At 58.2% G+C, this 26,644-nt stretch carries 25 protein-coding genes; 5 read left to right on the top strand and 20 right to left on the bottom strand.

Annotated features, from left to right (window positions below; all coding sequences use genetic code 11):
• Window positions 1–2 precede the first annotated feature (2 nt).
• Both ACX0MV_RS18940 and ACX0MV_RS18935 read left to right on the top strand, forming a co-directional pair.
• Entirely contained in the window at window positions 3–4,301 is a 4,299-nt protein-coding gene (locus ACX0MV_RS18940; RefSeq protein WP_458984048.1) for a PilC/PilY family type IV pilus protein, read from the top strand.
• Window positions 4,301–4,744 (top strand): type IV pilin protein, encoded by a 444-nt coding sequence (locus tag ACX0MV_RS18935; RefSeq protein ID WP_458984047.1) that lies wholly within the window; start codon window positions 4,301–4,303, stop codon window positions 4,742–4,744. Before ACX0MV_RS18940 ends, ACX0MV_RS18935 begins: the two co-directional genes overlap by 1 nt.
• 47 nt (window positions 4,745–4,791) lie before the next feature.
• On the opposite strand, the gene ispH is transcribed toward ACX0MV_RS18935, so the two are convergent.
• From ispH to murJ, 6 genes are all read right to left on the bottom strand, one after another.
• Window positions 4,792–5,742, bottom strand: a complete 951-nt coding sequence (gene ispH / locus ACX0MV_RS18930) for a 4-hydroxy-3-methylbut-2-enyl diphosphate reductase (protein WP_458984046.1) — start codon at window positions 5,740–5,742, stop codon at window positions 4,792–4,794.
• Window positions 5,743–5,954: 212 nt separating this feature from the next.
• Window positions 5,955–6,407, bottom strand: a complete 453-nt coding sequence (fkpB, locus tag ACX0MV_RS18925; RefSeq protein ID WP_458984045.1) for an FKBP-type peptidyl-prolyl cis-trans isomerase — start codon at window positions 6,405–6,407, stop codon at window positions 5,955–5,957.
• A complete protein-coding gene (lspA, locus tag ACX0MV_RS18920; RefSeq protein WP_458984044.1) occupies window positions 6,400–6,903 on the bottom strand; it encodes a signal peptidase II in 504 nt (167 codons plus the stop codon). The genes fkpB and lspA overlap by 8 nt, the downstream gene beginning before the upstream one ends.
• Before the next feature lie 60 nt (window positions 6,904–6,963).
• Window positions 6,964–9,795 (bottom strand): isoleucine--tRNA ligase, encoded by a 2,832-nt coding sequence (ileS, locus tag ACX0MV_RS18915; protein ID WP_458984043.1) that lies wholly within the window; start codon window positions 9,793–9,795, stop codon window positions 6,964–6,966.
• A 29-nt stretch (window positions 9,796–9,824) separates the two neighbouring features.
• Window positions 9,825–10,754, bottom strand: a complete 930-nt coding sequence (gene ribF / locus ACX0MV_RS18910; protein WP_458984042.1) for a bifunctional riboflavin kinase/FAD synthetase — start codon at window positions 10,752–10,754, stop codon at window positions 9,825–9,827.
• 82 nt (window positions 10,755–10,836) lie between these two features.
• Window positions 10,837–12,381, bottom strand: a complete 1,545-nt coding sequence (murJ, locus tag ACX0MV_RS18905) for a murein biosynthesis integral membrane protein MurJ (protein WP_458984041.1) — start codon at window positions 12,379–12,381, stop codon at window positions 10,837–10,839.
• A 193-nt stretch (window positions 12,382–12,574) separates the two neighbouring features.
• Here murJ and rpsT point away from each other — a divergent pair, with 193 nt between their 5' ends.
• A complete protein-coding gene (rpsT, locus tag ACX0MV_RS18900; protein ID WP_136663161.1) occupies window positions 12,575–12,853 on the top strand; it encodes a 30S ribosomal protein S20 in 279 nt (92 codons plus the stop codon).
• Between the two features lie 128 nt (window positions 12,854–12,981).
• Here the strand turns inward: rpsT and ACX0MV_RS18895 are convergent, their stop codons facing one another.
• The 5 genes from ACX0MV_RS18895 to rplU form a co-directional block, all read right to left on the bottom strand.
• Window positions 12,982–13,446 carry a CreA family protein gene (locus tag ACX0MV_RS18895; protein WP_458984040.1) on the bottom strand — a complete coding sequence of 155 codons (465 nt, stop codon included), beginning with the start codon at window positions 13,444–13,446 and terminating at the stop codon, window positions 12,982–12,984.
• 9 nt (window positions 13,447–13,455) lie between these two features.
• Window positions 13,456–14,574 (bottom strand): glutamate 5-kinase, encoded by a 1,119-nt coding sequence (gene proB, locus ACX0MV_RS18890; RefSeq protein WP_458984039.1) that lies wholly within the window; start codon window positions 14,572–14,574, stop codon window positions 13,456–13,458.
• Window positions 14,575–14,642: 68 nt separating this feature from the next.
• Window positions 14,643–15,866 (bottom strand): Obg family GTPase CgtA, encoded by a 1,224-nt coding sequence (gene cgtA, locus ACX0MV_RS18885; protein WP_458984038.1) that lies wholly within the window; start codon window positions 15,864–15,866, stop codon window positions 14,643–14,645.
• 174 nt (window positions 15,867–16,040) lie between these two features.
• The gene (gene rpmA / locus ACX0MV_RS18880; RefSeq protein ID WP_085584170.1) at window positions 16,041–16,298 is read right to left on the bottom strand and encodes a 50S ribosomal protein L27; all 258 of its coding nucleotides are present in this window, start codon (window positions 16,296–16,298) and stop codon (window positions 16,041–16,043) included.
• Between the two features lie 39 nt (window positions 16,299–16,337).
• On the bottom strand, window positions 16,338–16,649 hold the full coding sequence (rplU, locus tag ACX0MV_RS18875) for a 50S ribosomal protein L21 (protein WP_296217630.1): 312 nt from the start codon (window positions 16,647–16,649) through the stop codon (window positions 16,338–16,340).
• A 245-nt stretch (window positions 16,650–16,894) separates the two neighbouring features.
• Here rplU and ACX0MV_RS18870 point away from each other — a divergent pair, with 245 nt between their 5' ends.
• Window positions 16,895–17,863 carry a polyprenyl synthetase family protein gene (locus ACX0MV_RS18870; protein ID WP_458984037.1) on the top strand — a complete coding sequence of 323 codons (969 nt, stop codon included), beginning with the start codon at window positions 16,895–16,897 and terminating at the stop codon, window positions 17,861–17,863.
• Window positions 17,864–18,056: 193 nt separating this feature from the next.
• On the top strand, window positions 18,057–18,284 hold the full coding sequence (locus ACX0MV_RS18865; RefSeq protein WP_458984036.1) for a PA4570 family protein: 228 nt from the start codon (window positions 18,057–18,059) through the stop codon (window positions 18,282–18,284).
• Window positions 18,285–18,376: 92 nt separating this feature from the next.
• Here the strand turns inward: ACX0MV_RS18865 and bamJ are convergent, their stop codons facing one another.
• The 9 genes from bamJ to tesB all read right to left on the bottom strand — a co-directional run bounded on the left by bamJ (window position 18,377) and on the right by tesB (window position 26,473).
• The gene (bamJ, locus tag ACX0MV_RS18860) at window positions 18,377–18,994 is read right to left on the bottom strand and encodes a BamJ family beta-barrel-assembly machinery protein (RefSeq protein WP_458984035.1); all 618 of its coding nucleotides are present in this window, start codon (window positions 18,992–18,994) and stop codon (window positions 18,377–18,379) included.
• 64 nt (window positions 18,995–19,058) lie between these two features.
• Window positions 19,059–19,190, bottom strand: coding sequence for a DUF2256 domain-containing protein (locus ACX0MV_RS18855; RefSeq protein ID WP_458984034.1), 132 nt, complete (start codon window positions 19,188–19,190; stop codon window positions 19,059–19,061).
• Window positions 19,187–20,722, bottom strand: a complete 1,536-nt coding sequence (locus tag ACX0MV_RS18850) for a cryptochrome/photolyase family protein (protein WP_458984033.1) — start codon at window positions 20,720–20,722, stop codon at window positions 19,187–19,189. Before ACX0MV_RS18850 ends, ACX0MV_RS18855 begins: the two co-directional genes overlap by 4 nt.
• Window positions 20,723–20,733: 11 nt before the next feature.
• Window positions 20,734–21,039 carry a DUF6482 family protein gene (locus tag ACX0MV_RS18845; RefSeq protein ID WP_458984032.1) on the bottom strand — a complete coding sequence of 102 codons (306 nt, stop codon included), beginning with the start codon at window positions 21,037–21,039 and terminating at the stop codon, window positions 20,734–20,736.
• A gap of 138 nt (window positions 21,040–21,177) precedes the next feature.
• Complete coding sequence (locus tag ACX0MV_RS18840) at window positions 21,178–21,666, bottom strand: TIGR00645 family protein (RefSeq protein WP_458984031.1); 489 nt, start codon at window positions 21,664–21,666, stop codon at window positions 21,178–21,180.
• Between the two features lie 188 nt (window positions 21,667–21,854).
• Window positions 21,855–22,196 (bottom strand): PA4575 family protein, encoded by a 342-nt coding sequence (locus ACX0MV_RS18835; RefSeq protein ID WP_458984030.1) that lies wholly within the window; start codon window positions 22,194–22,196, stop codon window positions 21,855–21,857.
• 200 nt (window positions 22,197–22,396) lie between these two features.
• On the bottom strand, window positions 22,397–24,856 hold the full coding sequence (locus tag ACX0MV_RS18830; RefSeq protein WP_458984029.1) for a Lon protease family protein: 2,460 nt from the start codon (window positions 24,854–24,856) through the stop codon (window positions 22,397–22,399).
• 142 nt (window positions 24,857–24,998) lie between these two features.
• On the bottom strand, window positions 24,999–25,607 hold the full coding sequence (locus ACX0MV_RS18825) for an HAD family hydrolase (protein ID WP_458984028.1): 609 nt from the start codon (window positions 25,605–25,607) through the stop codon (window positions 24,999–25,001).
• Complete coding sequence (tesB, locus tag ACX0MV_RS18820; RefSeq protein WP_458984027.1) at window positions 25,604–26,473, bottom strand: acyl-CoA thioesterase II; 870 nt, start codon at window positions 26,471–26,473, stop codon at window positions 25,604–25,606. The genes ACX0MV_RS18825 and tesB overlap by 4 nt, the downstream gene beginning before the upstream one ends.
• Window positions 26,474–26,644: the final 171 nt, after the last annotated feature.

Here is a 26,644-nt window from a genome sequence, read left to right as displayed (position 1 = left end):
TGATGATTAACAAGACCAACACGGCAACCAGTTTTTTTGCCTTCAGTTACCTATTCCTTTCGCTACAAAGCGGCCTGCTATTTGCCGATGACACCGAAATCTATTTGACACGCGAGCTCCCGGCGGATCAACGTGTTCGCCCGAATATTCTCTTCGTTATTGACACATCAGGCTCGATGTTGAGTGGTGTACCCGGCACCAACTGTCGAGCACTAGTGGTACCAAACAACTATGGATCAACACCACAAAACTGGTGCACGAATACTAGACTCCCTAATGATCGCAGAAATGACGGCACACTGACGCGCATGGAAGTAGTCAAGCAGGTTGTCACTCAACTTGTAGATGAGCTTGCTGTATCAAATGACTCTAATATTGGCCTCGCTAGATTTGACTCCAACAGCTACGGGGGATTCATAAATGTTCCCATCGGACAGGCTGCCAATGTAGCGACTACTTTTAAATCGCAACTACGCAGTTACTATGCGGCCGGCGGCACGCCCCTACTTGAAAGCTATCATGAGGCGGCACTGTATCTACGCGGAGAAGCGCCACGCTATGGCAACAACACACGCGGCAGGATTGAAGATGGCACAGGTGCGATAACTGTCAACCCTTGGCGAAGCAACAGCGGCGCCTTCGCTGGCAGCAGCTATAAATCACCAATTGAAAACTCCTGTCAAAAATCAAATATTATTGTTTTGACTGACGGACTACCAAACGGTGACATAGACAGCAATGCGGCAGTTCAAGCATTAGTTGCTGACAAAAATACACAATATACTTCGTGCAACCGTAACTATCCAACCGACGGCGTGCCCGCTGACGGCTGTTGGATGCCTGGGCTGTCGGAGTATCTTGCCAATCAAGACAACTCTCCTGCAGCCGGAAAGCAGTCAATCAACACATACACTGTTGGTTTCGGGAATATCGGTAATTCCCAATTACTTCAGGATACTGCGAATTATGGCGGTGGTAAATTTTTCACAACAGGTGATACATCAGGTTTAGTTAGCGCCTTAAAAAGCATTGTTGTAGATATCCTTGCAGAAAATACATCCTTTACCACCCCTACTGTTTCAGTGAGCGCATATAGTAACTTCGGCTATCGCAACGATCTTTACTACGCTCTTTTCAGACCCGCCGAAGGTGCACGCTGGGTCGGGAATATCAAAAAATATAAAGCTGCTACAGATACTACCTCTGGCAACCTCATCATTACCGATGTTAATGGTAGGAACGCTGTAGATTCGGAAACTGGTTTTTTCAAAGATACAGCTCAGAGCTTCTGGAGCCCTTCTGCTGATGGTAAAAATGCAGAAAGTGGTGGCGCTGCAAGTAAAATCATAAGCCCCAGCAGCAGAAAAATGTACACATACACCGGTACCACACCACTAGCAGGCCCCAGCGCCACGGGTACTATCAACCTTACCTCAAGCTCAAATGCACTTAACACCACTAATATTACGAAGGCGTTATTGGGCGATGCGTCAATGTCGGATGATTACAAAACAAAATTAATCAGTTGGGCTCGAGGTAGCGACCCAAGTGTTTCCGGTTCTCCAGCACGCCTACAAGTGGCAGACGTATTGCACAACGCCCCTAAAGTTGTCGCATATATTAGTGACGAGGACTTGGCCCGTGTTGACGCAGGCAACAGCCAAGATAAGCTAGTTCTATTTTACGGCACCAACGAAGGTCATATTGCCGCTATTGACCCAGAAACAGGTAACGAGCTATTCGTTTATATTCCGAAGGAGCTGCTTCCGAATTTAAAGGCGTATTATGACAACCCTAAAGGTAGCGCAAACAAAAAATACGGTATAGATGGTCAATTTGGCCTCAAGGTCAGCTACGGCACTCCCAATGCGACCACTAAGGTACGTCCGGTTTCGCAGGTCATACTATATGCCGGGATGGGTCGCGGCGGGCGCAACTATTATGCTCTTGACGTAAGCCCATCAAGCAGTGGTGAGCCCTCTACCATTCAACCAAAATTAAAATGGGCAATAGCTGGCGGCACTCCCGGCACGGCCTATCAGCGCTTGGGGCAAACATGGTCCACACCCAAGGTCAGCAAAATCAAATGGAATGGCAGTGCGCGCGACGTGCTGGTTTTCACCGGCGGCTATGATCCAAACCAAGACGATGACACGCCAAACACACCAAACAACGACAGCTATGGCAATGCGCTCTACATAGCAGATGCAAACACAGGGGAACGCCTATGGATGGCTGGCCCGGATCCTATATCCGGAGAAACTTCTCCGGCAGATTTGCGTATAACCAGCATGACCAACAGCATGCCGGCCGACCCGACTCTAGTCGATATAACAGGTGATGGACTAATTGATACCATCTTTGCAGCCGATACTCGGGGACAAATATTCCGTTTCGACTTAAACCCGCTTAGCACCACTGCAAGTAATTTTGCCACTGGTGGCCGAGTGGCCAACTTTGGCGGTACCACAGCGCTAGATAACCGCCGATTCTACAATGCGCCTGACGTTGCACTGATCAGGGAACGTGGAAAGCCGCCTTTTTACACGATCGCTATCGGGTCCGGCTATCGCGGACATCCACTAAACGAAGACACAATTGATCGTTTTTATGTGATTCGAGATACACACGTAGCAAGCAAACCAGCAACTTACGAAACGATAACAGAAGCAAATATGGTTGATGTCAGCAGCATTGACCCTAGCGGTACCACGGCAACGGATATACAAAATCGTATTAATGCAAAGCGTGCTGAGATTGCTTCTTTAACCGCTGCCGAAACGGCCGCGCGAGATACTTTTTCAAGCTACCAATTCAGCATTGGTTATATTGCCAAGCAAGAAGCCCTGCTACAAACAAACAATGAGATAAATGCAAAGCAGTCAGCCATTGAAGCCATTATAAAGAACGACCCCTTTATTGTTCAACATGCGACCGAAATGGATGCTAGAACTCAGTTAAGCAACTTGATCATTGAGACTCTTGACGGCCTAAAAACTTTAAAAACCCTAACGGCGTCAAGCTCACCATCCAATGCAGAAAGCTTTTTGGCAGATCAACTAAGCAATAGTAGCCGCGCCGACTGGGGCCAACTTCAGCTTAACCTGCAAGTACTTAAAACAACACCGGACAATGAATACCAAGCGGTCGTTGCTGCTGAGGAGGCGCTGAAAACAGCGCGTGCAAACAACCAACCTGACACGACATCACTGGAAGGAAACCTGGCAAATGCAATTGCCAATCACGAGGCCTCCTCTGCATATATCCAACGTCAAGAATTGATTGACAATCAGGACGCTTTAAATAATAAGCTGAGCCAAGTTTTGGCACTACAAAAGGAAATTTTTCAGACGCTGGAAGCGGATGACAATGCTGACGTAAGCGCCGAAATAACGAACTTGGCTAATTTAAAGACGAACATCAGCGACCTTATTCCCAGTCTTGATCAAAACTCCACAACCCCAACTACTAATAGCGAAATACTGTCTGTAGAGGCGGATATTAGACAGGCGCAGATCGACAGTGTTGCCGCTAGTACACCACTGAATAGTGAGGTTGCTCGACTCAACGCCCTGCAGGCAGAGCAGTTGGCGCTAAGTGGCCTTGCTGCAAGTCAGCTTGCAGAACTTACCGCCATGAGTGAAGCAAATTACAACGGTACAGAACCTGCTTTGACAGCTGCGCAGCTAGCTGCTGCAACGGCAGCGGATGAAGTACCTCCACTTAGCTCGTTTGATGTGTATAACTACTTGATTGATGCGCAACGACAGGCGGCAATGAACCGAATCCCTACGTTACGCAGTGAGATCAATGAGCTTTATGCTCAACTTAGCCCCGGCAACAGCTATGTCCCAGACCTAACGGCACTTAATAACAGTAAAGGTTGGTTCATACGTTTTCCCATTGGGGAGAAGGTACTTTCAAGTTCTATCAGCTTCCGAGGAGCAGTGCTTTTCTCTACTTTCCGCCCTAGCGGACAGCAAGTAACGACCTGCGGGCCTGATGTCGGCCGCGGTAGGTTCTATGCGCTTAACCTAACGGATGCAACGTCGATCTTTACTGAAACTATCAACGGCGTGACTACTGATAAGCGCGGCATTGACCTTAAGCATGGTGGGATACCACCTCAACCCGCGGTGGTACTTCGTGAGGACGGTCGTCCTGGGTTACTATGTGGTGCTGAGGGTTGTGAAGGCGGAGAAGATGACGGAATCAAACCGCCTCTAACCTGTAAACCAACTTCCCTATTTTGTGACCCCAATGCGGGAGGTCTTAAGTCCACCTACTGGAGAGAAAATTAATGCCCCGTCAAAATGGCTTTACTCTGATAGAGCTGATGATCGCAGTGGTCATACTTGCTATTTTGGCAGCGATTGCAATACCAAACTATCAGCAGTATTTATTGAAAAGTGGCCGTAGCGAAGGGCAGGCTAAGCTGCTGGAGGCGATGCAGATGCAAGAACGCTTCTATTCGCAGAATCAAGCATACACGCGCAACTTGGGGGTTGGTGGTATAGGGTATGCGGGAGTGGCGGCAAACGCTGCAGCTCCATCTGAAGACGGACGGTATCTAATAACCGCAGACGTTTGCGCAGCAGGGATACCTATAACTGCTTGCGTAGTGTTAACAGCCGCGCCTCAGGGCTCCCAGGGTGCAGATACAGTCTGCGCTAGCCTTACCTTAAACAGTCGTGGCGTTAAGGGGATTAGCGGAGGAACAGGTACTGCAGCCACTTGTTGGTAAAAATTGAAAGCTGAGATATAGCCTTCAGCTCCGAGCCAAGTCGCAAGTTATTCTTGCCGAGCAATTACTCTCAACTCTCTTGGCATAGAAAACGTCACGTTTTCTGCGCGCCCCGCCAGTTCACTCTCACCTTCAGCGCCCCAGAGTTGGAGTTGTTCAACCACACCCCGCACCAACACCTCCGGCGCTGAAGCGCCGGCGGTGATGCCTATGCCGTTCACGCCGTTGAACCATTCCTGTTTGAGATCCTCTGCCCCATCAATCAAGTACGCTGGGGTACCCATACGCTCTGCCAGTTCACGCAGGCGGTTGGAGTTGGAGCTGTTGGGGCTGCCGACCACCAGTAGCACATCGCATTCAGCAGCAAGTTGTTTCACGGCATCCTGACGGTTCTGGGTGGCGTAGCAGATATCGTCCTTGCGCGGGCCGCCGATGGCAGGGAATTTGGCGCGCAGGGCGTCGATGACCTTGCTGGTGTCATCCATCGACAGCGTAGTTTGGGTAACAAACGCAAGGGCCTCGGGGTTTCGCACCTGGAGCTTTTGCACATCTGCTTCGTCCTCGACAAGGTAGATGGCGCCGCCGTTGCTAGCGTCATACTGCCCCATCGTGCCCTCGACTTCAGGGTGGCCGGCGTGGCCGATGAGGATGCACTCGCGCCCTTCCCGACTGTAGCGGACCACCTCCATATGGACCTTCGTCACTAGTGGGCAGGTTGCATCAAAAATTTTCAGCCCCCGCCGTTCCGCTTCAGTGCGCACCGCCTGAGAAACTCCGTGGGCGCTGAAAATCACGATTACATCATCGGGAATCTGGTCCAGCTCCTCGACAAAAATCGCACCACGCGCGCGCAGGTCTTCGACCACGAACTTGTTGTGCACCACTTCATGGCGTACGTAGATCGGTGGGCCGAAAACCTCCAGTGCGCGATTCACAATCTCTATCGCGCGGTCGACACCGGCACAGAAGCCACGGGGATTGGCGAGTTTGATATGCATGGCGGATCTCTCGGCGTGCTTAAATGAAATGGCCGTTGGATTTTGGCGGCAGACTGCGGTACATGCCAGTAAGAGCGAGATTAATGCCCTAACACTGCAGCACGGGGCTCAACATGCGAGCAATGGTGGGTTACTGCGCTCCGAACACGCTGTTTCAATCCATCCACGCTCAGCGTAAGCGCCTAACCCACCCTACAAGAATACTGCGCCGATCAGAGCGCTTTGACGTCGATAATTTCCACGTCGAAGCTCAGCGCTTTCCCAGCCAATGGATGATTGAAGTCAACGGTAACCTGACTGTCGTCGAAGCTTTTGACCACACCCGGTAGCTCGGCGTTGGCGGCGTCGTTGAAGATGACCAGCAACCCTTCCGACAACTCCATGTCTTGAAACTGACTACGCGGCATAACCTGAATGTTCTGCGGATTGCCCTGGCCAAATCCCTGCTCCGGCGTGATCGACAAACAGCGCTTATCGCCCGCCTTGAGGCCATAGATGGCTTGTTCGAAACCTGGCAACAGGTTGCCATCACCCACCTTGAAGGTGGCTGGCTGCTTGTCGAAGGTGCTGTCCACCACATCGCCGTTTTCCAGCTTGAGGGCGAAATGCAGCGTTACTTGCTTGTCCGGGCCGATACGCTGTTCTTGGATGAGAGGGTCAGTCATGGGCGGGCTCTCGGGATTTATCGCTTTTGAACATGTCCAGTGCCAACAGGATGGCACCACAGGTAATCGCCATGTCGGCAACGTTGAACGCAGGGAAGTACGAACGATGCTGCCAGTGCACCAGAATGAAATCGACGACATGGCCAAACACCACGCGGTCGACCAGATTCCCCAGCGCACCGCCCAGCACCAACGCCAGCGCCAATGCCAGCCAGGTTTCCTCGCGCTTCAGACGCTTGAGCCACACCACCAGTACCACACTGACAACCACGGCAATCGCGGCGAAGAACCAGCGCTGCCAACCCGACTCGCCCGCCAGAAAGCTGAACGCCGCACCTGTGTTGTAGGCCAGGGTCCAGCTGAAATACTCGGGGATCACCACGATCTGCTGGTACATGCTCAGGCTGTTATCGAAATAGTATTTGCTGGCCTGATCGACCACAAACACCAACAGGCTCAACCACAGCCAAGGCAGCTTTCCGAATCGGGTGCTCATAAGCCAAGCGCCCCTGCCAGAACCTGACCGCTGCCGGCAGCCGGGGTGACTTGCCACTGATTACGCATAGTGGCGAACCTCGCCGTCACCTTCGATATTGTCCACACAACGGCCGCAGATTTCCGGGTGCGCCGGATTCACGCCGACGTCCTCGCGGTGGTGCCAGCAACGTGCGCATTTGATGTGGGCAGACTTCGACACTTTCAATTTCAAGCCAGCGACTTCGGTAACGACTGCATCGGCAGGCGCAGCGGCGAGCGGCGCAAGGCTCGCGGTGGAGGTGATCAGGACGAAGCGCAGCTCGTTGCCGAGCTTGTTCAAATCGGCGATTAGGCCGTCTTCGGCATACACCGTCACCTCGGCCTGCAGGTTGCCGCCGATGGCCTTGGCTGCGCGCAGGTTTTCCATCTCCTTGTTGACCGCGACCTTGACCGCCATCACCCGTTCCCAGAACTCGCGGCTCAGCTCGAAATCCTCCGGCAACTCGCTCAGGCCCTGATACCAGCCATTGAGCATCACCGACTCGTTACGCTCGCCCGGCAGGTAGTGCCACAATTCGTCCGCGGTAAACGCCAGTACCGGGGCGATCCAGCGCACCAAGGCTTCGGCGATGTGAAACAACGCGGTCTGGCATGAGCGACGCGCCACGCTGTCGGCTGCAGTGGTGTACTGCCGATCCTTGATGATGTCGAGGTAGAAGCCACCCAGTTCCTGCACGCAGAAGTTATGCACCTTCTGATAAACGTTCCAGAAGCGGTAGCTGTCGTAGGCTTCTTCGATTTCACGCTGCAGCAGCAGGGCGCGATCCACCGCCCAACGATCAAGGGCGAGCATATCTTCGGCCGCCAGCAAGTGCTGCGCAGGGTCGAAGCCGCTGAGGTTGGAAAGCAGGAAGCGCGCGGTATTGCGAATACGCCGGTAGGAGTCGGCGCTGCGCTGCAGGATGACCTTGGACACGGCCATCTCGCCGGAATAGTCGGTGGACGACACCCACAAACGCAGGATATCGGCGCCCAGGCTGTCGTTGACCTCCTGCGGAGCAACCACGTTACCCAGGGATTTGGACATCTTGCGGCCGTTCTCATCGACCACGAAGCCATGGGTCAGCAGCTCCTTGTACGGGGCATGGCCATCAATGGCGGCGCCGGTGAGCAAGGAGGAATGGAACCAGCCGCGGTGCTGGTCGGAGCCTTCCAGATACAGATCGGCACGCGGTCCTGTGCGGTGGCCGAGCGGATGAGAGCCGCGCAGCACGTGCCAATGGGTGGTGCCGGAATCGAACCAGACGTCGAGGGTGTCGCTGATCTTGTCGTATTGTGCCGCTTCGTCACCCAGCAGCTCGGCTGCATCCAGTTTGAACCAGGCTTCGATCCCCGCTTCTTCGACGCGCTGGGCTACCGCTTCCATCAATTCTGCCGTGCGCGGATGCAGCTCGCCGCTTTCCTTGTGCAGGAAAAACGGGATGGGCACACCCCAGTTGCGCTGACGCGAAATGCACCAATCCGGACGGCCCGCGATCATGCCGTGCAGACGTGCCTTACCCCAGGCGGGTACGAACTCGGTTTGCTCGATGGCTGCCAGGGCGCGATCGCGCAGGGTCTCGCCGTCATTCGGCTGCGTGTCCATGCCAACAAACCACTGCGCCGTTGCGCGGTAGATCAGCGGAGTTTTATGCCGCCAGCAGTGCATGTAGCTGTGCTGGATCGCTTCATGCTTGAGCAGCGCACCAACCTCCTGCAGCTTGGCGACGATATTCGGATTGGCCTTCCAGATGAATTGGCCACCGAACAGGGGCAGCGACTCGACATACACGCCATTGCTCTGCACCGGGCTGAGAATGTCGTCATTGCTCATGCCATAGCCTTTGCACGAACGGAAGTCGTCCTCGCCATAGGCCGGAGCCGAATGAACGATACCGGTACCAGCGCCCAGCTCGACATAGTCGGCCAGGTAGACAGGGGCGAAACGCTCGTAGAGCGGGTGGCGGAAGCGGATCAGCTCCAACGCCTCGCCTTTGGCGCGAGCAACCACTTCGCCCTGCAGGTCATAGCGCGCCAGGCTGCTTTCGACCAGTTCTTCAGCCAACACCAGCAGTTTGTCGCCGGTATCGACCAGGGCGTAATTGAACTCAGGATGAACGTTAAGCGCCTGGTTGGCCGGGATCGTCCAGGGCGTGGTGGTCCAGATGACGATACTGGCAGGCTTGCTCAGGCTCGGCAGGCCGAACGCGGCGGCCAGCTTGTCGGCATCTTCGACCAGGAAGGCGACATCGATGGCATCGGATTTCTTGTCCTGGTACTCGACCTCGGCCTCGGCCAGCGCCGAGCCGCAGTCGAAGCACCAGTTGACCGGCTTCAGGCCCTTGAATACGAAACCCTGCTTGACCATCTCGGCCAGTACGCGAATTTCGCCGGCCTCGTTGGCAAACGCCATGGTTTTATAGGGGTTATCCCAATCGCCAAGCACGCCCAGGCGGACGAAATCAGCCTTCTGCCCTTCGATCTGCTCGCCGGCATAGGCGCGGCAACGCTCGCGCGTCAGGTCGGAGGGCTGGTTCTTGCCAAAGGTGGTTTCGACCTTGTGCTCAATCGGCAACCCGTGGCAATCCCAACCCGGCACGTAAGGTGCGTCGAAGCCGGCCAGGGTTTTCGAACGGGTGATGATGTCCTTGAGAATCTTGTTGACCGCATGGCCGATATGGATGCTGCCGTTCGCATAGGGCGGACCATCGTGCAGAATGAATTTCGGCCGGCCTTCGCCCTGCTCACGCAGCTTCTTATACAGACCGATTTCGTTCCAACGCTGCAGAATCTGCGGTTCGCGTTGCGGCAAGCCGGCCTTCATCGGGAACTGGGTATCAGGCAGGTTTAGCGTGGCTTTGTAGTCGGTCATGTCAGGCTCTTCTAAGCGGATGGCACTAATTATTCAGTGCGCCAGTGGGCACGGGCGGCGGCAATATCGGCAGCAATCGCCGTCTTCAGTGCCTCAAGCGAGGCGAAACGCTGCTCATCGCGCAGCTTGTGGTGGAAGGCCACCGTTAAACGCCGGCCATACAGATCACCGGCAAAATCAAGGAGATGCACTTCGAGATGGGCTCGGCCATCGCCTGCCACACTCGGACGCACACCTATATTGGCGACACCCGGCCAGGGTTGACCATCTATCTCCGTGCTGACGAGGTAAACCCCAGTCAGCGGTACACGGCGCCGCTTTAGCTGCACGTTGGCCGTTGGCGCATTCAACTGCCGGCCCAGTTTCTGCCCGTGCAACACGCGCCCGGCGATCTGGAAGGGCCGACCGAGCAGATGCTCTGCCAGGCTGAAATCGCCTGCCGCCAGCGCCTCCCGCACGCCGGTGCTGCTGACCCGAATACCGTTGAGTTCAACCGTCGTCGCAGCCTCCACGCTGAATCCCTCGCGCGCTCCGGCTTGAGCCAGAAAGCTGAAGTCCCCGGCACGGTCACAGCCAAAGCGGAAGTCGTCGCCCACCTCTAGATGACGTACCTGCAGGCCATCCACCAGTACCCGCTGCACGAATTCACTGGCGCTGAGCTCGCGAAACCGGCGATTGAAGCTCAGGCACAACACCAGATCCACGCCCTCGGCGGCAAACAGCGCGAGCTTGTCGCGCAAACGGGTCAGCCGGGCCGGAGCGCTGTCCGGGGTGAAAAACTCCCTCGGTTGGGGCTCGAAAATCACCACGCAGCTGGGTAACGCCAACTCGGCTGCACGCTCACGCAAACGCCCCAAGATGGCCTGATGGCCACGATGGACGCCGTCGAAATTACCGATGGTGGCGACGCAGCCCCGATGCTGGGGCCGCAAATTGTGAAGGCCTCGAACCAGCTGCATAGCGCGCTTCTTGCTCATAAAGTGCGCGATTATACGCATACCCGCCAACGGACAACAGGCGACATATCCCACGTGCGCGTCATCACAGTACCGACCGGCGGGCAAAATCGCGCAGACGAAAGCCCAATAGCAGCAACATGCCAAAGTAGCTCAGCAGGCCAAGCGCCACGAGCGCGGCTAAACGCGACAGACGCCACAGCATATGGCCCTCGCTCCAGGCTGGCATGACATGCATCGCTGCCAGCAATGCAGCTGCCATTGTCAGCACCGCAACCGCCAACTTGCAGAAGAACGCTGCCCATCCCGCTTGAGGCTGGAACATATCTGCCTTGCGCAAGCGCCAATAGAGCAAACCGGCATTCAGGCACGCGGCCAGGCCAATCGCTAGCGCGAGGCCGGCGTGGGCAAGCGGAATGACATAGACGAACAGCACGTTCATCAGCTGCGTGGCCACTAAGGTGATGATCGCGATTCGCACCGGCGTTTTGATGTTCTGCTGAGCGTAAAACCCCGGGGCGAGGATTTTCACCAGAATGATGCCGACCAGCCCGAACGAATAGGCGATCAGCGCGCGCTGGGTCATATCGGCATCATTGGCAGTAAACTTGCCGTATTGAAACAGCGAGACCGTCAGCGGTTCGGCAAGAATCGCCAGGGCCACCGCGCTCGGCAGCGCCAGAATGAAACACAGCCGCAACCCCCAATCGAGCAGCTTGGAGTAGTCGTCGCGACTGGCACCTGCATGGGCCTTCGATAGCGCAGGCAACAAGATGGTACCCAGTGCCACGCCCAGCACACCGGCCGGCAGCTCCATCAGGCGGTCGGCGTAATACATCCACGACACCGAGCCCGCCACTAGAAAAGAGGCGAAAATGGTATTGATGATCAATGAAATCTGACTGACCGAAACACCGAAAATCGCCGGTCCCATTTGCCTGAGCACCCGCCAGACGCCGGTGTCCCTGAGGTTCAGGCGCGGCAGCACCAGCATCCCAATCTTCCTCAGGTGCGGCAGCTGAAACAGCAGCTGTAGCAGACCGCCAAACAATACGGCCCAGCCCAACGCCATGATGGACGGGTCGAAATAGGGCGTCAGAAACAGAACGAAGACGATCATGCTGAGGTTGAGCAAGGTCGGCACGAACGCCGGCACCGAGAAGCGGTTCCAGGTGTTGAGTACCGCACCCGCCAACGAAGACAGCGAGATCAGCAGGATATAAGGAAAGGTCACCCTCAGCAGATCCGTGGTCAGCGCGAACCGGTCCGCCTCGTCGGCAAAACCCGGCGCCGAGACCCAGACAATCCATGGGGCCGCCAGAATCCCGACGAGGGTTACCAGCGCAAGTACCAGGGTCAACAAACCAGACACATAGGCAACAAAGGTCCGGGCAGCCTCTTCGCCTTGCTGGGTTTTGTACTCCGCAAGGATCGGCACGAATGCCTGGGAAAACGCGCCCTCTGCAAAAATTCGGCGCAGCAGGTTTGGTAGCTTGAACGCCACCACAAAGGCATCTGAGGCAACGCCTGCGCCAAAAACTCGGGCTATCAATGTGTCGCGTACAAAGCCAAGTACACGCGAGAGCATGGTCATGGAACTGACTGCAGCCAACGACTTGAGCAGATTCATGTAATAATCGGTTTCCGCAAGCAGCACGACCGCGGACAATCCGGCGGCGCGCGAAGGCGACGAGTGTAGCGGTCTGCCACTGGTCAGGCCAGCACAGGGAAACACCAACAGGGTTGACAGCCTGCCCTCATATCGGCATGATTCGCGGCCTTATTTGTTTGTAACCCCCCAGTTTTTTTCGAGGAGCTTGACGGTGGCCAATACACCTTCTGCCAAAAAACGCGCAAAACAGGCTGAGAAGCGTCGTAGCCATAACGCCAGCCAGCGCTCGATGGTTCGTACCTACATCAAGAACGTCGTTAAGGCTATCGAAGCCAAAGATGTCGCTCTTGCTACTACTGCTTACACCCTGGCTGTGCCGGTAATCGACCGTATGGCCGATAAAGGCATCATCCACAAGAACAAAGCAGCGCGTCATAAAAGCCGCCTGAATGGCCACATCAAGGCCCTCGGTGAAGCTGCAGCTGCCTAAGCTGTCAGTCATTCGCTGCGAGTTCTTAGAAAACCGACCTTAGGGTCGGTTTTTTATTACCCACAAAAAAGTCCGAATTGCTTCGGGCTTTTTTGTGATACGGATAAAGCATGAGCCAATGCCGCAGCCTATTGTTTTTCAGGCCAAGGCAGAATGGGTATGGCCGTTACCGCGTTCTGCGGGCTACCTTCGATCACCCGGTCGCTGTAGACCAGATACACCAGGGTATTGCGTTTTTCATCGAAGAACCGCACCACCTGCATGGTTTTGAATACCAGCGAGGTGCGCTCACGAAAAACCTCCTCGCCCTCTTTCAACTCATCAGTGAAGCTGATCGGACCGACCTGGCGACAGGCGATCGAAGCCTCTGCGCGATCTTCGGCCAAACCCAAGCCACCTTTGACGCCACCGGTCTTGGCCCGCGATAGATAGCAGGTCACACCCACAACTTTAGGGTCATCGAAGGCCTCGACGACAATTTTGTCGTTCGGCCCCACGATCTTGAATACCGTCGAGACTTCGCCAATCTGTTCTGCCGAAGCCAGCAGCGGCAACGCCGCAAGCACGCCCATCCATCCTTTAGCCACTCGCATGCAACCTCCTCAAACCAGAATCAAATTATCCCGGTGCACCAACTCCGGCTCATCGACGTAACCAAGCAGCTTCTCGATTGCGTCCGAAGGCTGGCCGATGATTTTCTGCGCTTCGAGAGCGCTGTAATTAGCCAGCCCACGGGCAATCTCGCGCCCCTCAGGCCCGACGCAAACCACCATTTCACCTCGCCGGAAGCTGCCCTGCACGGCCTTGACGCCCACCGGCAGCAGGCTTTTGCTGCCAGTCGCCAGCGCCTTGACCGCGCCGGCATCCAGCACCAGGGTGCCACGGGTCTGCAGATGACCTGCCAACCACTGCTTACGCGCCGCCAGCATCCCGCGCTCGGGCGCCAATAAGGTTCCTAGGCGCTCGCCCGCCTTGAGCCGCGCCAGCACCTGATTGATAGCGCCGCCTACGATAACCGTGTGCGCACCGGAGCGTGCCGCCAGCCGCGCAGCGCGCAGCTTGGTCTGCATGCCGCCACGCCCTAGCACACCACCGACACCGCCCGCCACGGCATCCAGCGCCGGATCATCGGCGCGTGCTTCGAAAATCAGCTCGGCATCGGGGTTATGCCGCGGATCGGCGTTATACATGCCGTCGCGGTCCGTGAGGATTACCAGCAGGTCGGCCTCGACCAGATTGGCCACCAGCGCCGCCAGGGTATCGTTATCGCCAAAACGGATCTCATCGGTAACCACGGTGTCGTTCTCGTTGATCACCGGCACCACATCCAGATCCACCAGCGTGCGCAGCGTGCTGCGCGCATTCAGGTAGCGCTTGCGATCAGACAGATCATCATGGGTCAGCAGAATCTGCGCTGTGCGCCGGCCGTGCTCAGCAAAACTCGACTCCCACGCCTGAATCAGCACCATCTGACCAATGGCTGCGGCCGCCTGCAACTCATGCATGGCGCTCGGTCGCGCTGCCCAACCCAGCTTGCTCATGCCCGCCGCCACCGCACCGGAGGACACCAGCACCAACTCCACGCCCTGCTCACGCAGCGCGACCATCTGCTCGACCCACACAGCCATTGCAGCCCGATCCAGGCCGCGACCGTCGGCGGTCAACAGAGCACTGCCAATCTTCACTACCCAGCGCTGTGCACCGGTTACCTTGTCACGCATGATCTTCCAACCCTAGCGACGACCTGTGATTACAAAAACGCCGCAATTAAGCGGCGTTTTGTAGTTGCTTAATCCCGGACGTAAATGATTTCCGGGCCATCCTCTTCGTCTTCTTCATCCCAGAAGCTATCGTCTTCATCGACATCACCGACCGCCTTGACCCCGGAACGACGCAGCGCACGCTTGTCGTCCAGCGCCTGCAACTGGGCGCGCGCTTCGTCTTCGATGCGCGTATCCAGCTCAGCCAGCTCGGCCGCGTACTCTGGGTTTTCCTGAATGCGCTCAGCGCGCGCCTCAAGGAAGTCCATGATGTCATAACACAGCTTCTCAGTACCCTGGCGCGCCAGGGCAGAAATCACATACACCGGACCTTCCCACTCGATCCGTGCGACGATTTCAGCGATACGTGCTTCCTGCTCCTCATCGAGGATCTGGTCAGCCTTGTTCAGCACCAGCCAGCGCTCACGCTCAGCCAGCGACGGGCTGAACTTGGTCAGCTCGTCAATAATGGTGGCGGCCGACTCGGCCGGATCGGTCAGATCCAGCGGCGCCATATCAACCAGGTGCAGCAGCAGACGGGTACGCGACAAGTGCTTGAGGAAGCGAATACCCAAGCCAGCACCGTGAGAAGCACCCTCGATCAGCCCCGGAATGTCGGCGATCACAAAGCTCTTGTAGCGATCGACACTGACCACACCCAGGTTTGGCACCAGAGTGGTGAAGGGATAGTCAGCGACTTTCGGCTTGGCCGCCGATACCGAGCGGATAAAGGTGCTCTTGCCGGCATTCGGCAAGCCCAGCAAACCAACATCGGCCAACACCTTCAACTCCAGCTTGAGGTCGCGCGCATCGCCCGGCTTGCCCGGCGTGGTCTGCCGCGGTGCACGGTTGGTACTGGACTTGAAGCGGGTGTTACCCAGACCGTGCCAACCACCCTGCGCTACCAGCAAACGCTGGCCAGCACGAGTCAGGTCGCCAATCACTTCCTGGGTGCCGGCATCGATCACCGTGGTACCAATCGGCACCGGCAGGATCAGGTCCTCGCCCTTGGCACCGGTACAATCAGTGCTACCGCCCTTTTCACCATTCTGCGCCTGAAAGCGACGGGTATAGCGGTAGTCCACCAGGGTATTGAGGTTCTCTTGGGCCTCGATATAAACCGAGCCACCGTCGCCACCATCACCACCGTTAGGGCCGCCCTTCTCGATGAACTTTTCACGACGAAAAGCCATCATGCCGTTACCGCCGTCGCCGGCTTTTACAAAAATCGATACTTCATCGACGAATTTCATGGGTAAGCCTCCCGCAACTACGCGGGTTATCTAAAACGAGAAAACCAGGTTCTTGCAAAATTGACCTGCATTCAAATCGAACGCTTACACCCAGGACAGTTTGGCAAGAACCCCAAGAATACAGAAACAAAAAAGCCCCGTCGCAAGGACGGGGCTTTTCCAGCAGCCGTGCGATTAAGCCGCAACGACGCTCACGTAACGGCGGTTGAACGCGCCTTTTACTTCAAACTTGATCACGCCTTCGATTTTCGCGAAGAGGGTGTGATCCTTACCCATGCCTACGCCGTAACCGGCGTGGAACTGGGTACCGCGCTGACGCACGATGATGTTGCCTGCTTTGATAGCCTGGCCGCCATACATCTTCACGCCAAGGCGTTTGGCTTCTGAGTCGCGACCGTTGCGGGTACTACCGCCAGCTTTTTTGTGTGCCATGAGTTCAATACTCCTATTAAGGGATCAGACCGAAACGAATCAGGCCTGAATACCGGTGATTTTGATCTCGGTGTACCACTGACGGTGGCCCTGACGCTTCATGTGGTGCTTACGACGGCGGAACTTGATGATGGTGACTTTATCGTGACGGCCTTGAGCAACAACTTCGGCCACGACTTTAGCGCCATCAACAACCGGAGCGCCGATGGTTACATCGTCGCCGTTGCCGATCAGAAGAACACGGTCAAAAGTAACGGCTTCGCCAGTGGCGATTTCGAGCTTTTCGACCTTGAGGAATTCGCCTTCGGTGACTTTGTATTGCTTGCCACCAGTAACAATTACTGCGTACATGGTAAATCTCCGTTAATCCTGCTCACCCAGCGCTTTATAGGAATAGTCGTCGGCTGGCATGGCTGCTTGGGGCCGGAAGGACACCCTTGCAATTGCGTAAGGCAGGGAAATACCCAGGGGGAAGTTCAGGGTGCGCGATTGTACGCAAGCTGCCGACGCGGCGCAAGCATCCCGGCCAGTTGCCTTGACAGCCCCTACCCTGCCCCCTAGCATGCCGCGCAACCCATGAGTAGCAGGTGCCAGCGATGCAACCCCAGGCTTTCTACCGCGTGGTGGCGGATGACTTTATCGCCGTCGACGGCATCATTCGCGCGCAACTGGTTTCGCGCGTACCGCTGGTAGAGAAGATCGGCGACTACATCATTTCCGCAGGTGGCAAACGCCTGCGTCCGCTGCTGGTTCTGCTCAGTGGCAAAGCGCTCGGGCTGCAGGGCGATAATCTGCGCCTGCTCGCCGCCACCATCGAATTTCTGCACACCGCCACCCTATTGCACGACGACGTGGTCGACATGTCCGACATGCGCCGCGGCCGCAGCACCGCCAACGCCCAGTGGGGCAATGCGCCGAGCGTACTGGTGGGCGACTTCCTTTATTCACGCTCGTTCGAAATGATGGTCGAACTCGGCTCCATGCCGGTGATGAAGATTCTTTCCAAGGCCACTCGGGTCATTGCCGAAGGCGAAGTGCTGCAGCTGTCGAAGATCCGCGACGCCAGCACCACGGAAGACACCTATATGGAGGTCATTCGCGGCAAAACCGCGATGCTCTTCGAGGCCTCGACCCACAGCGCGGCAGCACTTGCCGGCGCCACAGCCGAACAAACCGAAGCCCTGCGCACCTTTGGCGACCACCTGGGCGTGGCCTTCCAACTGGTCGACGACCTGCTCGACTACCGCGGCGATGCCACTACCTTAGGCAAGAACATCGGTGACGACCTGGCCGAAGGCAAACCGACTCTGCCGCTGATCTACACCATGCGCGAAGGCACGCCCGAGCAGGCTGCACTGGTGCGTCAGGCGATCCAGAAAGGCGGACTCGAGGACCTGGAAAGCATCCGCAATGCCGTGGAAGCCGCGGGCGCACTCGACTACACCGCCCAGCAAGCCCGCGACTACGCAGAGCGCGCGATTGCCTGCCTGGATGTATTGCCCGCCAACGAGTATCGCGACGCGCTGATAGAGCTGAGTCGCTTTGCCGTGGCGCGAACTCACTGACGTACAGCCGAAACGCAGAAGCCCGTCCATGCGACGGGCTTTTTATGACTCCCATCTCATAACCGCCGCCTAGAATCGCTCTGCGCGCTTAAGCCACTCAGCCAGCTCGCTGCCGCGACCAAAGGTCGCAATTAACACTTGCTATAATGACAATAGGAATTATTCTCATCTAACTATTTAAGGGAGATGAGTCATGACCTATTTGATCGATGCCTGGCTGGACCGTCCGCAACCTTATCTACGCATCCTTAATCGCGATACGGGCGAAGTCTGCGCAGTATTGAAGGACGACGCGCTGGACGAGCTGCGCGAACAAGGTGATCTGGACCTGCACGAGCTGAATTCCAACGAGCCGCTGGTGCTCAAGGAGCTGGTGCGTAATCTGTTTCTCTACTGCTACGCCCGGGCATTGCGCCCGTGACGCCCAGTGCCGCACGAGATGGATGAACACGCGTTATCCATCTCGACAGCCGTTGCGGTGGATGACCGGGCCATCCACCTTATGAACATCGCTTAGAGGACGTCCAGCAGCTCGACGTCAAATACCAGCACGCTGTTCGGCGGGATGCTGCCAACGCCTTGCTCGCCATAGGCCAGCTCGCTCGGCACATACAACCGCCACTTGCTGCCTGCTTTCATCAGCTGCAGCGCTTCGGTCCAGCCCGCGATCACACCACCGACCGGGAATTCGGCCGGTTGGCCGCGCTCGTAGGAGCTGTCAAACACGCTGCCATCGATAAGCGTGCCGTGGTAATGGGTGCGCACAGTGTCATCGCGCGAAGGCATTGCGCCGTCGCCGGCGTTCAGCACCTCGTACTGCAGACCGGAGGCCAGCACGGTAACGCCGTCACGCTTGGCGTTTTCTGCCAGGAAGGCCAGGCCAGCCCCGGCAGCGGCTTCAGATCTGGCTTGAGCCTCGGCCTGCATCGCGTCGCGAATGACCTTGAAGCTGGCCGACAGCTCAGCGTCAGCAACCCGGCTCGGCAGACCGGCGAAGGCATCGGACAGACCCGCGATCACGGCTTCCAGGCTGACACCCGGCGGCGGGTTGTCACGCAGTTGCCCACCCAATTGGCGGCCGATGCCGTAGCTGACCCGGGTTTCATCGGTCGATAGATTGATTTCGGACATGGCACTGCTCCGCTGAGGCTGAAAAAAGGTCGGCCAGCCTAGCACAGATGGTCAAAGCCCTTGATCACCGACGCTGGCGACGACAGCGCTCGGAGCAATATTTCACCTCATCCCAGCAGCGCGACCATTTCTTGCGCCACACAAACGGCAGGTCGCAGACCAGGCAGCGCTTTACCGGCAGCTCGGACTTCTTCACAACCGCTCGCCGGCGTCCAGGATCGCGAGAATCTGCTCGCCGCGCAGCCATAGGCCCTGTTGCTTGCTTTCGCTCATCCGGTCCAGGCCTCGGTAGATCATGCCGAGGCGATGGTTGCCAGCCAGCTGCTGGCGATGACGCATCAGAAAATGCCAATACAAGGCATTGAACGGGCACGCGCGCTCGCCCACGCTCTCGCTGACCTTGTATGCGCAGTCGCCGCAGTAATTGGACATCCGCTTGATGTACTGGCCGCTGGCGCAATAGGGCTTGGAACCCAGGTAACCTCCATCGGCATGCATGACCATACCGAGGGTATTGGGCAGTTCGACCCAGTCGAAGGCGTCCATGTACACCGCCAGGTACCAGTCGCAGACCTGGCTGGGCGCAATGCCTGCCAGCAGGGCGAAATTGCCGGTCACCATCAGCCGCTGAATATGGTGGGCATAGGCGTGTTCCAGGGTCTGACCGATGGCCTGGCTCATGCACTTCATGCCGGTGTCACCGGTCCAGTAGAACTCGGGTAACGGCCGGGTGTTGCCGAAGGCATTGCGCTCGGCGTACTCGGGCATGTGCATCCAGTAGATGCCGCGCACGTATTCGCGCCAGCCAATCAACTGGCGGATAAAGCCCTCGGCGGCGTTCAGCGGCACCTGGCCGCGCCAATACGCTGCCTCGACGTCGGCACATAAGCGACGCACATCGAGCAGGCCGATATTCAGCGCCGCACTGATCCGCGCATGAAATAGAAACGGCTCGCCAACCGCCATCGCATCCTGATAATCGCCAAAGGCCGGCAGGGCAAAGTCGAGAAAGTGCTGCCACAGCGCCTCAGCCTCGGCATGGGTCACCGGGTAATCGAAGGCCGTCAGGCTGCCGTAGTGATGGCTGAAACGTTCGGCCACCAGCGCCAGCACTTCCTGGGTGATGTCATCCGCGGGGAAGCGTGCGGTCATCGGTGCCTTGATCTGCCTGGGCAGCGCCTTGCGGTTTTCCGCATCGAAATTCCAGGCGCCGCCCACCGGCGTCCCGTCGCCATTTAGCAGCAGGCCGGTCTTACGGCGCATCTCGCGGTAGAAGAACTCCATGCGCAGCTGCTTGCGCCCTTCGGCCCAGCGCGCGAAGTCATCGCGGCCGCAGATAAAGCGGCTATCGGCATGCCAGGTAATGGGCAGGCCGCACGCTTGCAACGCCAGCTCCAGCCGCCACTCCCCACATTCGGTGATATGCACCTCGGCTGCCTGTAACCGCGCGACCCAGCGCTGCAACTCGCCAGGCAGCGAGCCGCTGTTTTCGGCATCGTCCAGCCTGACGTAATGCACGCGCCAACCCTGCTCGCGCAGCGCTTCGGCAAAGTGGCGCATGGCACTGAAGATCAACGCGATCTTTTGCGGATGATGCGGTACGTAGTCGGTTTCCGCCGCCACCTCGGCGAGCAGCACCGCATCCTGTTGCGGGTCCAGGGCCTGCAAACTGGGCAGATCGAAAGACAGCTGATCACCCAGCACCAGGGCAAGCCGGCGAATAGACATAAATGGAGTCGTTACCAGGAAGAGTTGAAGGAAATCGGCACGCGCAGGGTGTCCTGGGTACCGTCCTGCATGCCGCACATTTCGTCATGCACCACCGCGTGTACAAGGTGGAACGGCAGGCGTGGCAGATCCTGCAGCAGGTCGCGGGCGTGCTCGACCGAGCGCAGGTGCAAGGTTTGCCCTGCATCATCACTAAGCGGATGCGCGCGACCGTCCATGCGTGCCTCCAGCAGGTAGATGCCACCTTCGATGGAGATCAGGTTGAGTTCATCGATATGCCCGGCGTGGGCGTGCTGCGACAGGGCTTGCAGATTCATGATGAATACCTCGGCGAGCAAAACTATACAAAAACTTATACGAATACAATTTTTGTACAACAAAGCAAAAGCACAAGGTAGAAAGCAAACCGCCCGTCCGTTTTGCAACGGCCGGGCGGCGGTAATGCTGCTGCAGGATCAGTGCTTGGTCAGCTTGTCCAGGTAACCCATGGCAAAGGCCGAGAGTACAAAGGCCATGTGGATGATCACGTACCACATCAGGTAGTCCGTCTTGATGTTCTCCGCATTCATGAACACCTTGAGCAGGTGGATCGAGGAAATCGCCACGATCGAGGCGGCGACTTTCATCTTCAGCGAGCCGGAGTCCATCTTGCCAAGCCAGCTGAGCTTTTCCTTGCCGTCATCGATATCCAGCTGCGAGACGAAGTTCTCATAGCCGGAGATCATCACCATGACCAGCAATCCGCCGACCAGGGCCATGTCGATCAGCGACAGGATCACCAGAATCAGGTCCGCCTCAGCCATGGCAAACACGTTAGGAATGATGTGAAAGATTTCCTGGAAGAACTTCAGCGCCAGAGCCAGCAGCCCGAGAGACAAGCCGAAATAGATTGGCGCCAGCAGCCAGCGTGAAGCGTACATCGCATTTTCGATAAAGCGTTCCATGGGTATCTCGCAGGGGTAAATCAAATCAGGCTGGGAGTATACGCAGCGCACTATTGCAGGCAATAGCGGCCTGCCCCACGGGCGGCAAACGGCTGCAAGCAATTGTGGATAACCTCAAGCGGAGGCTCAGGATCGGGGTTTGCCGGCAACGCCTGGATGCGCTGCGCTGCGGTGATGAGCGCCCGTGCTCAGCTGTCGGGCTGAAACTGGTAGTGGCCAGGGTGGGGACAGCGCTCGCCATTCAGACGACGCAACTCGGCTTGCACATGCAGACGCCAGATTGGAATGTCCGTGCACGTCACGTAGCCCTGCTCCGCCAGGCTTTCGGCGATCCCGAGAAGCACCCCTTCCGCCACCAAAGGCCCGTAGAATGGGCCCTGCGCCTTGATGGCGGAAGGTTGCGCGCCAGACATACCGGCCGCGCAGATCAGCGTCCAGAGGCCTTTTTCCCCAGCCAGTGGCAGCACGGCACACTCGATCCGAGTGACCAGGCCCAGGCATTGACGGGTAAGGCAGAGGTGGCGCGACATGGCGGCAACCCTCGAAGAAACCTGGCTTCAGCCTACACCCGGGCGGGCGAGTCTGAAAGCCGACAGTTATCCCCGCATGCTGTGGATAACTGTGTGGATTAAACGTGGGCAAGCCAGACGGATCAGCGCAGCCCGCGGCCGTCAGCATTTCGCTCAATGACTGACCAGCCACCGAGCGAACCTGACGACTCGCCCCGCGCTTATGCGGCCGGTTTTTTAACCGGAGTTTTTTTTGCCACCGCAGCGGCGACGAGCTCTTCCACCTTCGGCTCGTCCTTGTCGTCGTCATCCAGGCCCATTTCGGCGATTTCGCGCAGCCGCTCGACCACCCGTGCATTGACGCTGCCGGCGGGGAACTGGCCTTTATCGTTGGGACTGCCGACGTCTTCGCCTGCCAGCAGGCTCAAGGCCTCATCCACCTGACGCACGGCGTAGACATGGAACTGCCCTGCGCGCACGGCCTGCAGCACGCGCTCGTCGAGCATCAGGGTCGAGACATTGGAGTGGGGAATGATCGCGCCCTGCTCGCCGGTCAGGCCACGGGCCTCGCACAGGCGGAAGAAGCCTTCGATCTTCTCGTTGACTCCGCCGACCGCCTGCACTTCGCCGAACTGGTTGATCGAGCCGGTGATGGCGAAGCACTGCTTGAGCGGGGTGCGCGACAAGGCCGAGATCAGTGTGCAGACCTCACCGAGCGAGGCGCTGTCACCATCGACATACCCATAAGATTGCTCCAGGGCGATGCTCGCGGAAATCTCCAGGGGAAATTCCTGGGCATAGCGGCTGCCGAGGTAACCAGTAAGGATCATCACGCCCTTGGAGTGGATCGGCTGGCCGAGATTCACCTCACGCTCGATATCGACAATGCCGCTGCCGCCGGGATAGACGGTCGCGGAAATCCGCGCCGGCACACCAAACGCCGAGTCGCCGACTTCCAGCACGGTCAGGCCGTTGCACTTGCCGACAGCTGCGCCAGCGGTGTCGATCAGGATGATGCCGGCCAGCATGTCGTCGATGATCCGCGCCGACACACGCCCGGTGCGGGTGGCCTTGGCCTTGAGCGCACGCTCGATATGACCGACATCGGTGATCGTTTCGCTGGCCAGCTGACGAATGAAATCGGCCTCGCTGACCAGTTGGAACAGATCGCCGATTCGCGCCGACAAGCGCCCTTGATGCTCGGCCAGGCGCGCGCTGTAAGTCGCCAGGCGCGCCACCGCTGCGGCAGTGAGCGGTGCCATACCTTCTTCGGTGGTGCGGGTTTTCATCAGTTGGGCGAACTGCTCCAGGCTTTCATCGCCGAGGGGAATGTCCTCGTCGAAATCGACCAGCACGCGAAACATTTCCTGGAAGTCAGGATCGTGGTCCTGCAAGGCGTAATACAGCTGGCGGGCGCCGATGATGATCACCTTGACCTGCAGCGGGATCACCTGCGGATTGAGCGTCACGGTGGCGATGCGGCCGAGTTCGCCGAGCGGCGATTCCATCTTCAGCTGGCGCGAATGCAGAGCGCGCTTGAGCGCATCCCAGACGAAGGGCTCGCCGAGCATCTTCTCCGCCTCGAGAATCAGAAAGCCGCCATTGGCGCGGTGCAGCGCGCCGGGGCGCAGCTGCCGGTAGCTGGTATAGAGCGCACCCTGGTCGGTGTTGTATTCGATGCGACCGAACAGGTTGTCGTAGGTCGGATGCGGCTCGAACACCACGGGCGCGCCGCCATGGGCGTGATGGCCGACCACCAGGCTCGGGCAGTACTGCTCTTCCAGCAGCTTGCGGGTCTGCACGTCGGCTTTTTCCACCTCGACCAGCTGATCCACCACGGTTTTCAGCAGGTTGACCTGCACCGCCTGCAGGTAGGCGCAGACCTCAGCGTTCTCCGCATACTTCTGCGACAGCGGCGCGAGCAGCGGTTGCAGAGCGACGGTGATGGTTTCTTCGTTGAGCTGGCGCAGCTGATTGCTCGACTCGCGCTTCCACTGCGGCAGGCTGGCCAGCTCTTCATTGAGCCGCTCTTCCAGGGCCGCGATGTCCGCATGGAAACGCTCGCGATCGGCTTCCGGCAGCTGGGCGAACTCGGCTTCGTCCAGCGCCTTGCCATCAAGCATCGGGGTGAAGGCGATGTTGCTGCTGTCGCGGTACAGCGCGACATTCTTTTCCAGCGACAGCTTCTCGATCACGTCCAGCGCCTGGTCGTAGCGCTTGTTGAACGCGCGGTCGACGGCGTTCTTCTTCTGCTGAAACGAGGGATGCTCGAACACCGCCGGGAAGGTCGCAATCAGGTTGTCGATCAGCCCGTTGATATCGGCGATGAACTCACCGGCGGTACCGGACGGCAGCTCCAGCGCGCGGGGCTCGCGGGGTTCATCGAAATGGTTGACGTAGACCCGGTCGGCCGGCGTCTCCAGGCGTTTGGCTTCAGCCTTGAGGTAGCGTTTGACGAAGGAAAAACGCCCAGTGCCGGGCTCGCCCATGACGAATACGTTATAGCCGGGACGCGGCATCGCCACGCCAAACTGCAGGGCCTCGACGGCGCGCGCCTGACCGAGCACGCCGCGGAACGGCTCGAGATCATCGGTGCTGGTGAAATTGAACTGCTCTGGTGAAAAGGGCCGGGTCAGGGCGTCAGGTGCTAGCCGCAGGTGGGCAGCGATGGTGTCTGGCATTGGAAATCCTTCAGGGCAGCGGTCGCAAAACGTTGATCAATTCTGGGCCTGCTCGGCGCTGGCGATCAAGGTTTGATTCGCCGCAGCGCTTGCCACAGCTGGCCCAGCGACACAGGTGGGCGCCATGGGCGGCGCCCCGTTGTTACAAATGACACTCCGCTGCCAGAAGGGTTGCCCCCAGCACGTGGCAATCCGCGGCGAAATGATCGGTCAGCTCGGGCCAGGGATTTTCCGCAAGGTTGACCAGCACGCTGTAGGCCCCAGCGGCCCGCGCGCATTCGAGGTCGTAGCGGTAGTCGCCGACCATCACCAGTTCGGCCGGCGCCACCTGCCAGCGCTCGGCCAGGTGCAGCAAGCCGCCCGGATGGGGCTTGGGCGGCGCCTCGTCGCGACCGAGAATATCTTCACGGGCAAAGCACTCGCCCAGGCCGACCGCCTCCAGGGTAATCAACGCCAGCGCGTGGGCATTGCGGGTCAGTACGCCGAGCCGGCAACCGCGGGCGCGCAGCAGGCGGATCAGCTCCACCGCGCCAGGCGCAGGACGGGATGCCACCGCCAGCTCGCGCTCATGCTCGAGCAGCCAAGCGTGCTTGGCGACCGCTTCGTCGGCGGGCAGGCCGGCCAGGTGTTCAAGAATGTCATGCTCCAACGGGATGCCCAGCGCCTGCTTGATCGCCTCGAAATCATGCACGGCCAGGGTCAGGGTGCCGTCCATGTCGAACACCCAATGGCGCGCCGTCTGCAGCTTCATTTCCAGTCGTCCCGCACGCGGGTCAGCCCTTCCTGGGCCACCGAGGCGACCAACTGGCCCTGGCGATTGAAAATGCTGCCGCGGGCGAAGCCCCGGGCATTGCCGGCCCAAGGGCTATCCATGGCATACAGCAACCAGTCGTCCATGCGCAGGTTGGCATGGAACCAGAGCGCATGGTCGAGGCTGGCGACCTGCATGAACTTCTGAAACACCGAGACGCCATGGGGCTGCATCGAAGTGGTCAGCAGGTTGAAGTCGCTGGCGTAAGCCAGCAGCAGCTTGTGCAGCTGCGGCTCATCCGGCAGCGCGCCGGCAGCGCGGAACCAGACGTACTTGACCGGCTCGCAGGGATCGGGCGCAAAGGGGTTGATCCGGGTGACCGGGCGAATCTCGATCGGTTTTTCGCTGGTCGCCCGCTCGCGCATGCGCTCTGGAATCATCGATGCAACCATGCGCGCCAATTCGGTTTCCGACTTCAGCTCCTCGGGGCCCGGCACATCGGGCATGGCGTTCTGGTGGGCAAAGCCCTCTTCGTCGAACTGGAACGAGGCGCTGCAGGTGAAGATCGGCTTGCCCTTCTGGATCGCCGTCACCCGCCGGGTGCTGAAGCTGCCGCCGTCGCGCACCCGGTCGACCTGATAGACCACCGGCAAGGTCGCATCGCCCGGGCGCAGGAAATAGCCGTGCAGCGAGTGCACATGGCGCGCCGGCTCGACCGTCTGGCTCGCCGCCGACACGCACTGGCCGAGCACCTGGCCGCCGAACAGCTGGCGAAAGCCCAGGTCCTGGCTAACCCCGCGAAAAAGATTTTCCTCGATGGTTTCCAGGGTTAACAGGGCGACCAACTGGTCCAATACCTGACTCATGCATGTTCTCCAGTGGTTGCTACAAAGCGTGATTCGCGGTGGGCCGGCGCGGCGCTGATACGCTCATACCATAGCGCTTGGCCCAGGGTGAAATGGTAAAGGCTTTGCCTGCGGCTGTCGGCAGTGCCAAGCACTTCATGCTCCGCATTGGCGCAATAACCGCCGATTCCG

It is taken from the genome of Pseudomonas cistanchae, assembly GCF_054483635.1.
Note: the sequence above shows the minus strand (reverse complement) of the source record. Positions and strands in the feature narration are given on the sequence as shown.

What these genes read in the sequence shown, in the direction of transcription:
- ACX0MV_RS18865 (WP_458984036.1), top strand. Translation starts at nt 18,057, where the DNA reads ATGACCTATTTGATCGATGCCTGGCTGGACCGTCCGCAACCTTATCTA.
- ileS (WP_458984043.1), bottom strand. Translation starts at nt 9,795, where the DNA reads ATGACCGACTACAAAGCCACGCTAAACCTGCCTGATACCCAGTTCCCG.
- proB (WP_458984039.1), bottom strand. Translation starts at nt 14,574, where the DNA reads ATGCGTGACAAGGTAACCGGTGCACAGCGCTGGGTAGTGAAGATTGGC.
- ACX0MV_RS18835 (WP_458984030.1), bottom strand. Translation starts at nt 22,196, where the DNA reads ATGTCGCGCCACCTCTGCCTTACCCGTCAATGCCTGGGCCTGGTCACT.
- bamJ (WP_458984035.1), bottom strand. Translation starts at nt 18,994, where the DNA reads ATGTCCGAAATCAATCTATCGACCGATGAAACCCGGGTCAGCTACGGC.
- fkpB (WP_458984045.1), bottom strand. Translation starts at nt 6,407, where the DNA reads ATGACTGACCCTCTCATCCAAGAACAGCGTATCGGCCCGGACAAGCAA.
- ribF (WP_458984042.1), bottom strand. Translation starts at nt 10,754, where the DNA reads ATGCAGCTGGTTCGAGGCCTTCACAATTTGCGGCCCCAGCATCGGGGC.
- ACX0MV_RS18850 (WP_458984033.1), bottom strand. Translation starts at nt 20,722, where the DNA reads ATGTCTATTCGCCGGCTTGCCCTGGTGCTGGGTGATCAGCTGTCTTTC.
- ispH (WP_458984046.1), bottom strand. Translation starts at nt 5,742, where the DNA reads ATGCATATCAAACTCGCCAATCCCCGTGGCTTCTGTGCCGGTGTCGAC.
- rplU (WP_296217630.1), bottom strand. Translation starts at nt 16,649, where the DNA reads ATGTACGCAGTAATTGTTACTGGTGGCAAGCAATACAAAGTCACCGAA.
- tesB (WP_458984027.1), bottom strand. Translation starts at nt 26,473, where the DNA reads ATGAGTCAGGTATTGGACCAGTTGGTCGCCCTGTTAACCCTGGAAACC.
- rpmA (WP_085584170.1), bottom strand. Translation starts at nt 16,298, where the DNA reads ATGGCACACAAAAAAGCTGGCGGTAGTACCCGCAACGGTCGCGACTCA.
- ACX0MV_RS18935 (WP_458984047.1), top strand. Translation starts at nt 4,301, where the DNA reads ATGCCCCGTCAAAATGGCTTTACTCTGATAGAGCTGATGATCGCAGTG.
- ACX0MV_RS18825 (WP_458984028.1), bottom strand. Translation starts at nt 25,607, where the DNA reads ATGAAGCTGCAGACGGCGCGCCATTGGGTGTTCGACATGGACGGCACC.
- ACX0MV_RS18840 (WP_458984031.1), bottom strand. Translation starts at nt 21,666, where the DNA reads ATGGAACGCTTTATCGAAAATGCGATGTACGCTTCACGCTGGCTGCTG.
- cgtA (WP_458984038.1), bottom strand. Translation starts at nt 15,866, where the DNA reads ATGAAATTCGTCGATGAAGTATCGATTTTTGTAAAAGCCGGCGACGGC.
- ACX0MV_RS18870 (WP_458984037.1), top strand. Translation starts at nt 16,895, where the DNA reads ATGCAACCCCAGGCTTTCTACCGCGTGGTGGCGGATGACTTTATCGCC.
- ACX0MV_RS18895 (WP_458984040.1), bottom strand. Translation starts at nt 13,446, where the DNA reads ATGCGAGTGGCTAAAGGATGGATGGGCGTGCTTGCGGCGTTGCCGCTG.
- ACX0MV_RS18845 (WP_458984032.1), bottom strand. Translation starts at nt 21,039, where the DNA reads ATGAATCTGCAAGCCCTGTCGCAGCACGCCCACGCCGGGCATATCGAT.
- ACX0MV_RS18940 (WP_458984048.1), top strand. Translation starts at nt 3, where the DNA reads ATGATTAACAAGACCAACACGGCAACCAGTTTTTTTGCCTTCAGTTAC.
- ACX0MV_RS18830 (WP_458984029.1), bottom strand. Translation starts at nt 24,856, where the DNA reads ATGCCAGACACCATCGCTGCCCACCTGCGGCTAGCACCTGACGCCCTG.
- murJ (WP_458984041.1), bottom strand. Translation starts at nt 12,381, where the DNA reads ATGAATCTGCTCAAGTCGTTGGCTGCAGTCAGTTCCATGACCATGCTC.
- lspA (WP_458984044.1), bottom strand. Translation starts at nt 6,903, where the DNA reads ATGAGCACCCGATTCGGAAAGCTGCCTTGGCTGTGGTTGAGCCTGTTG.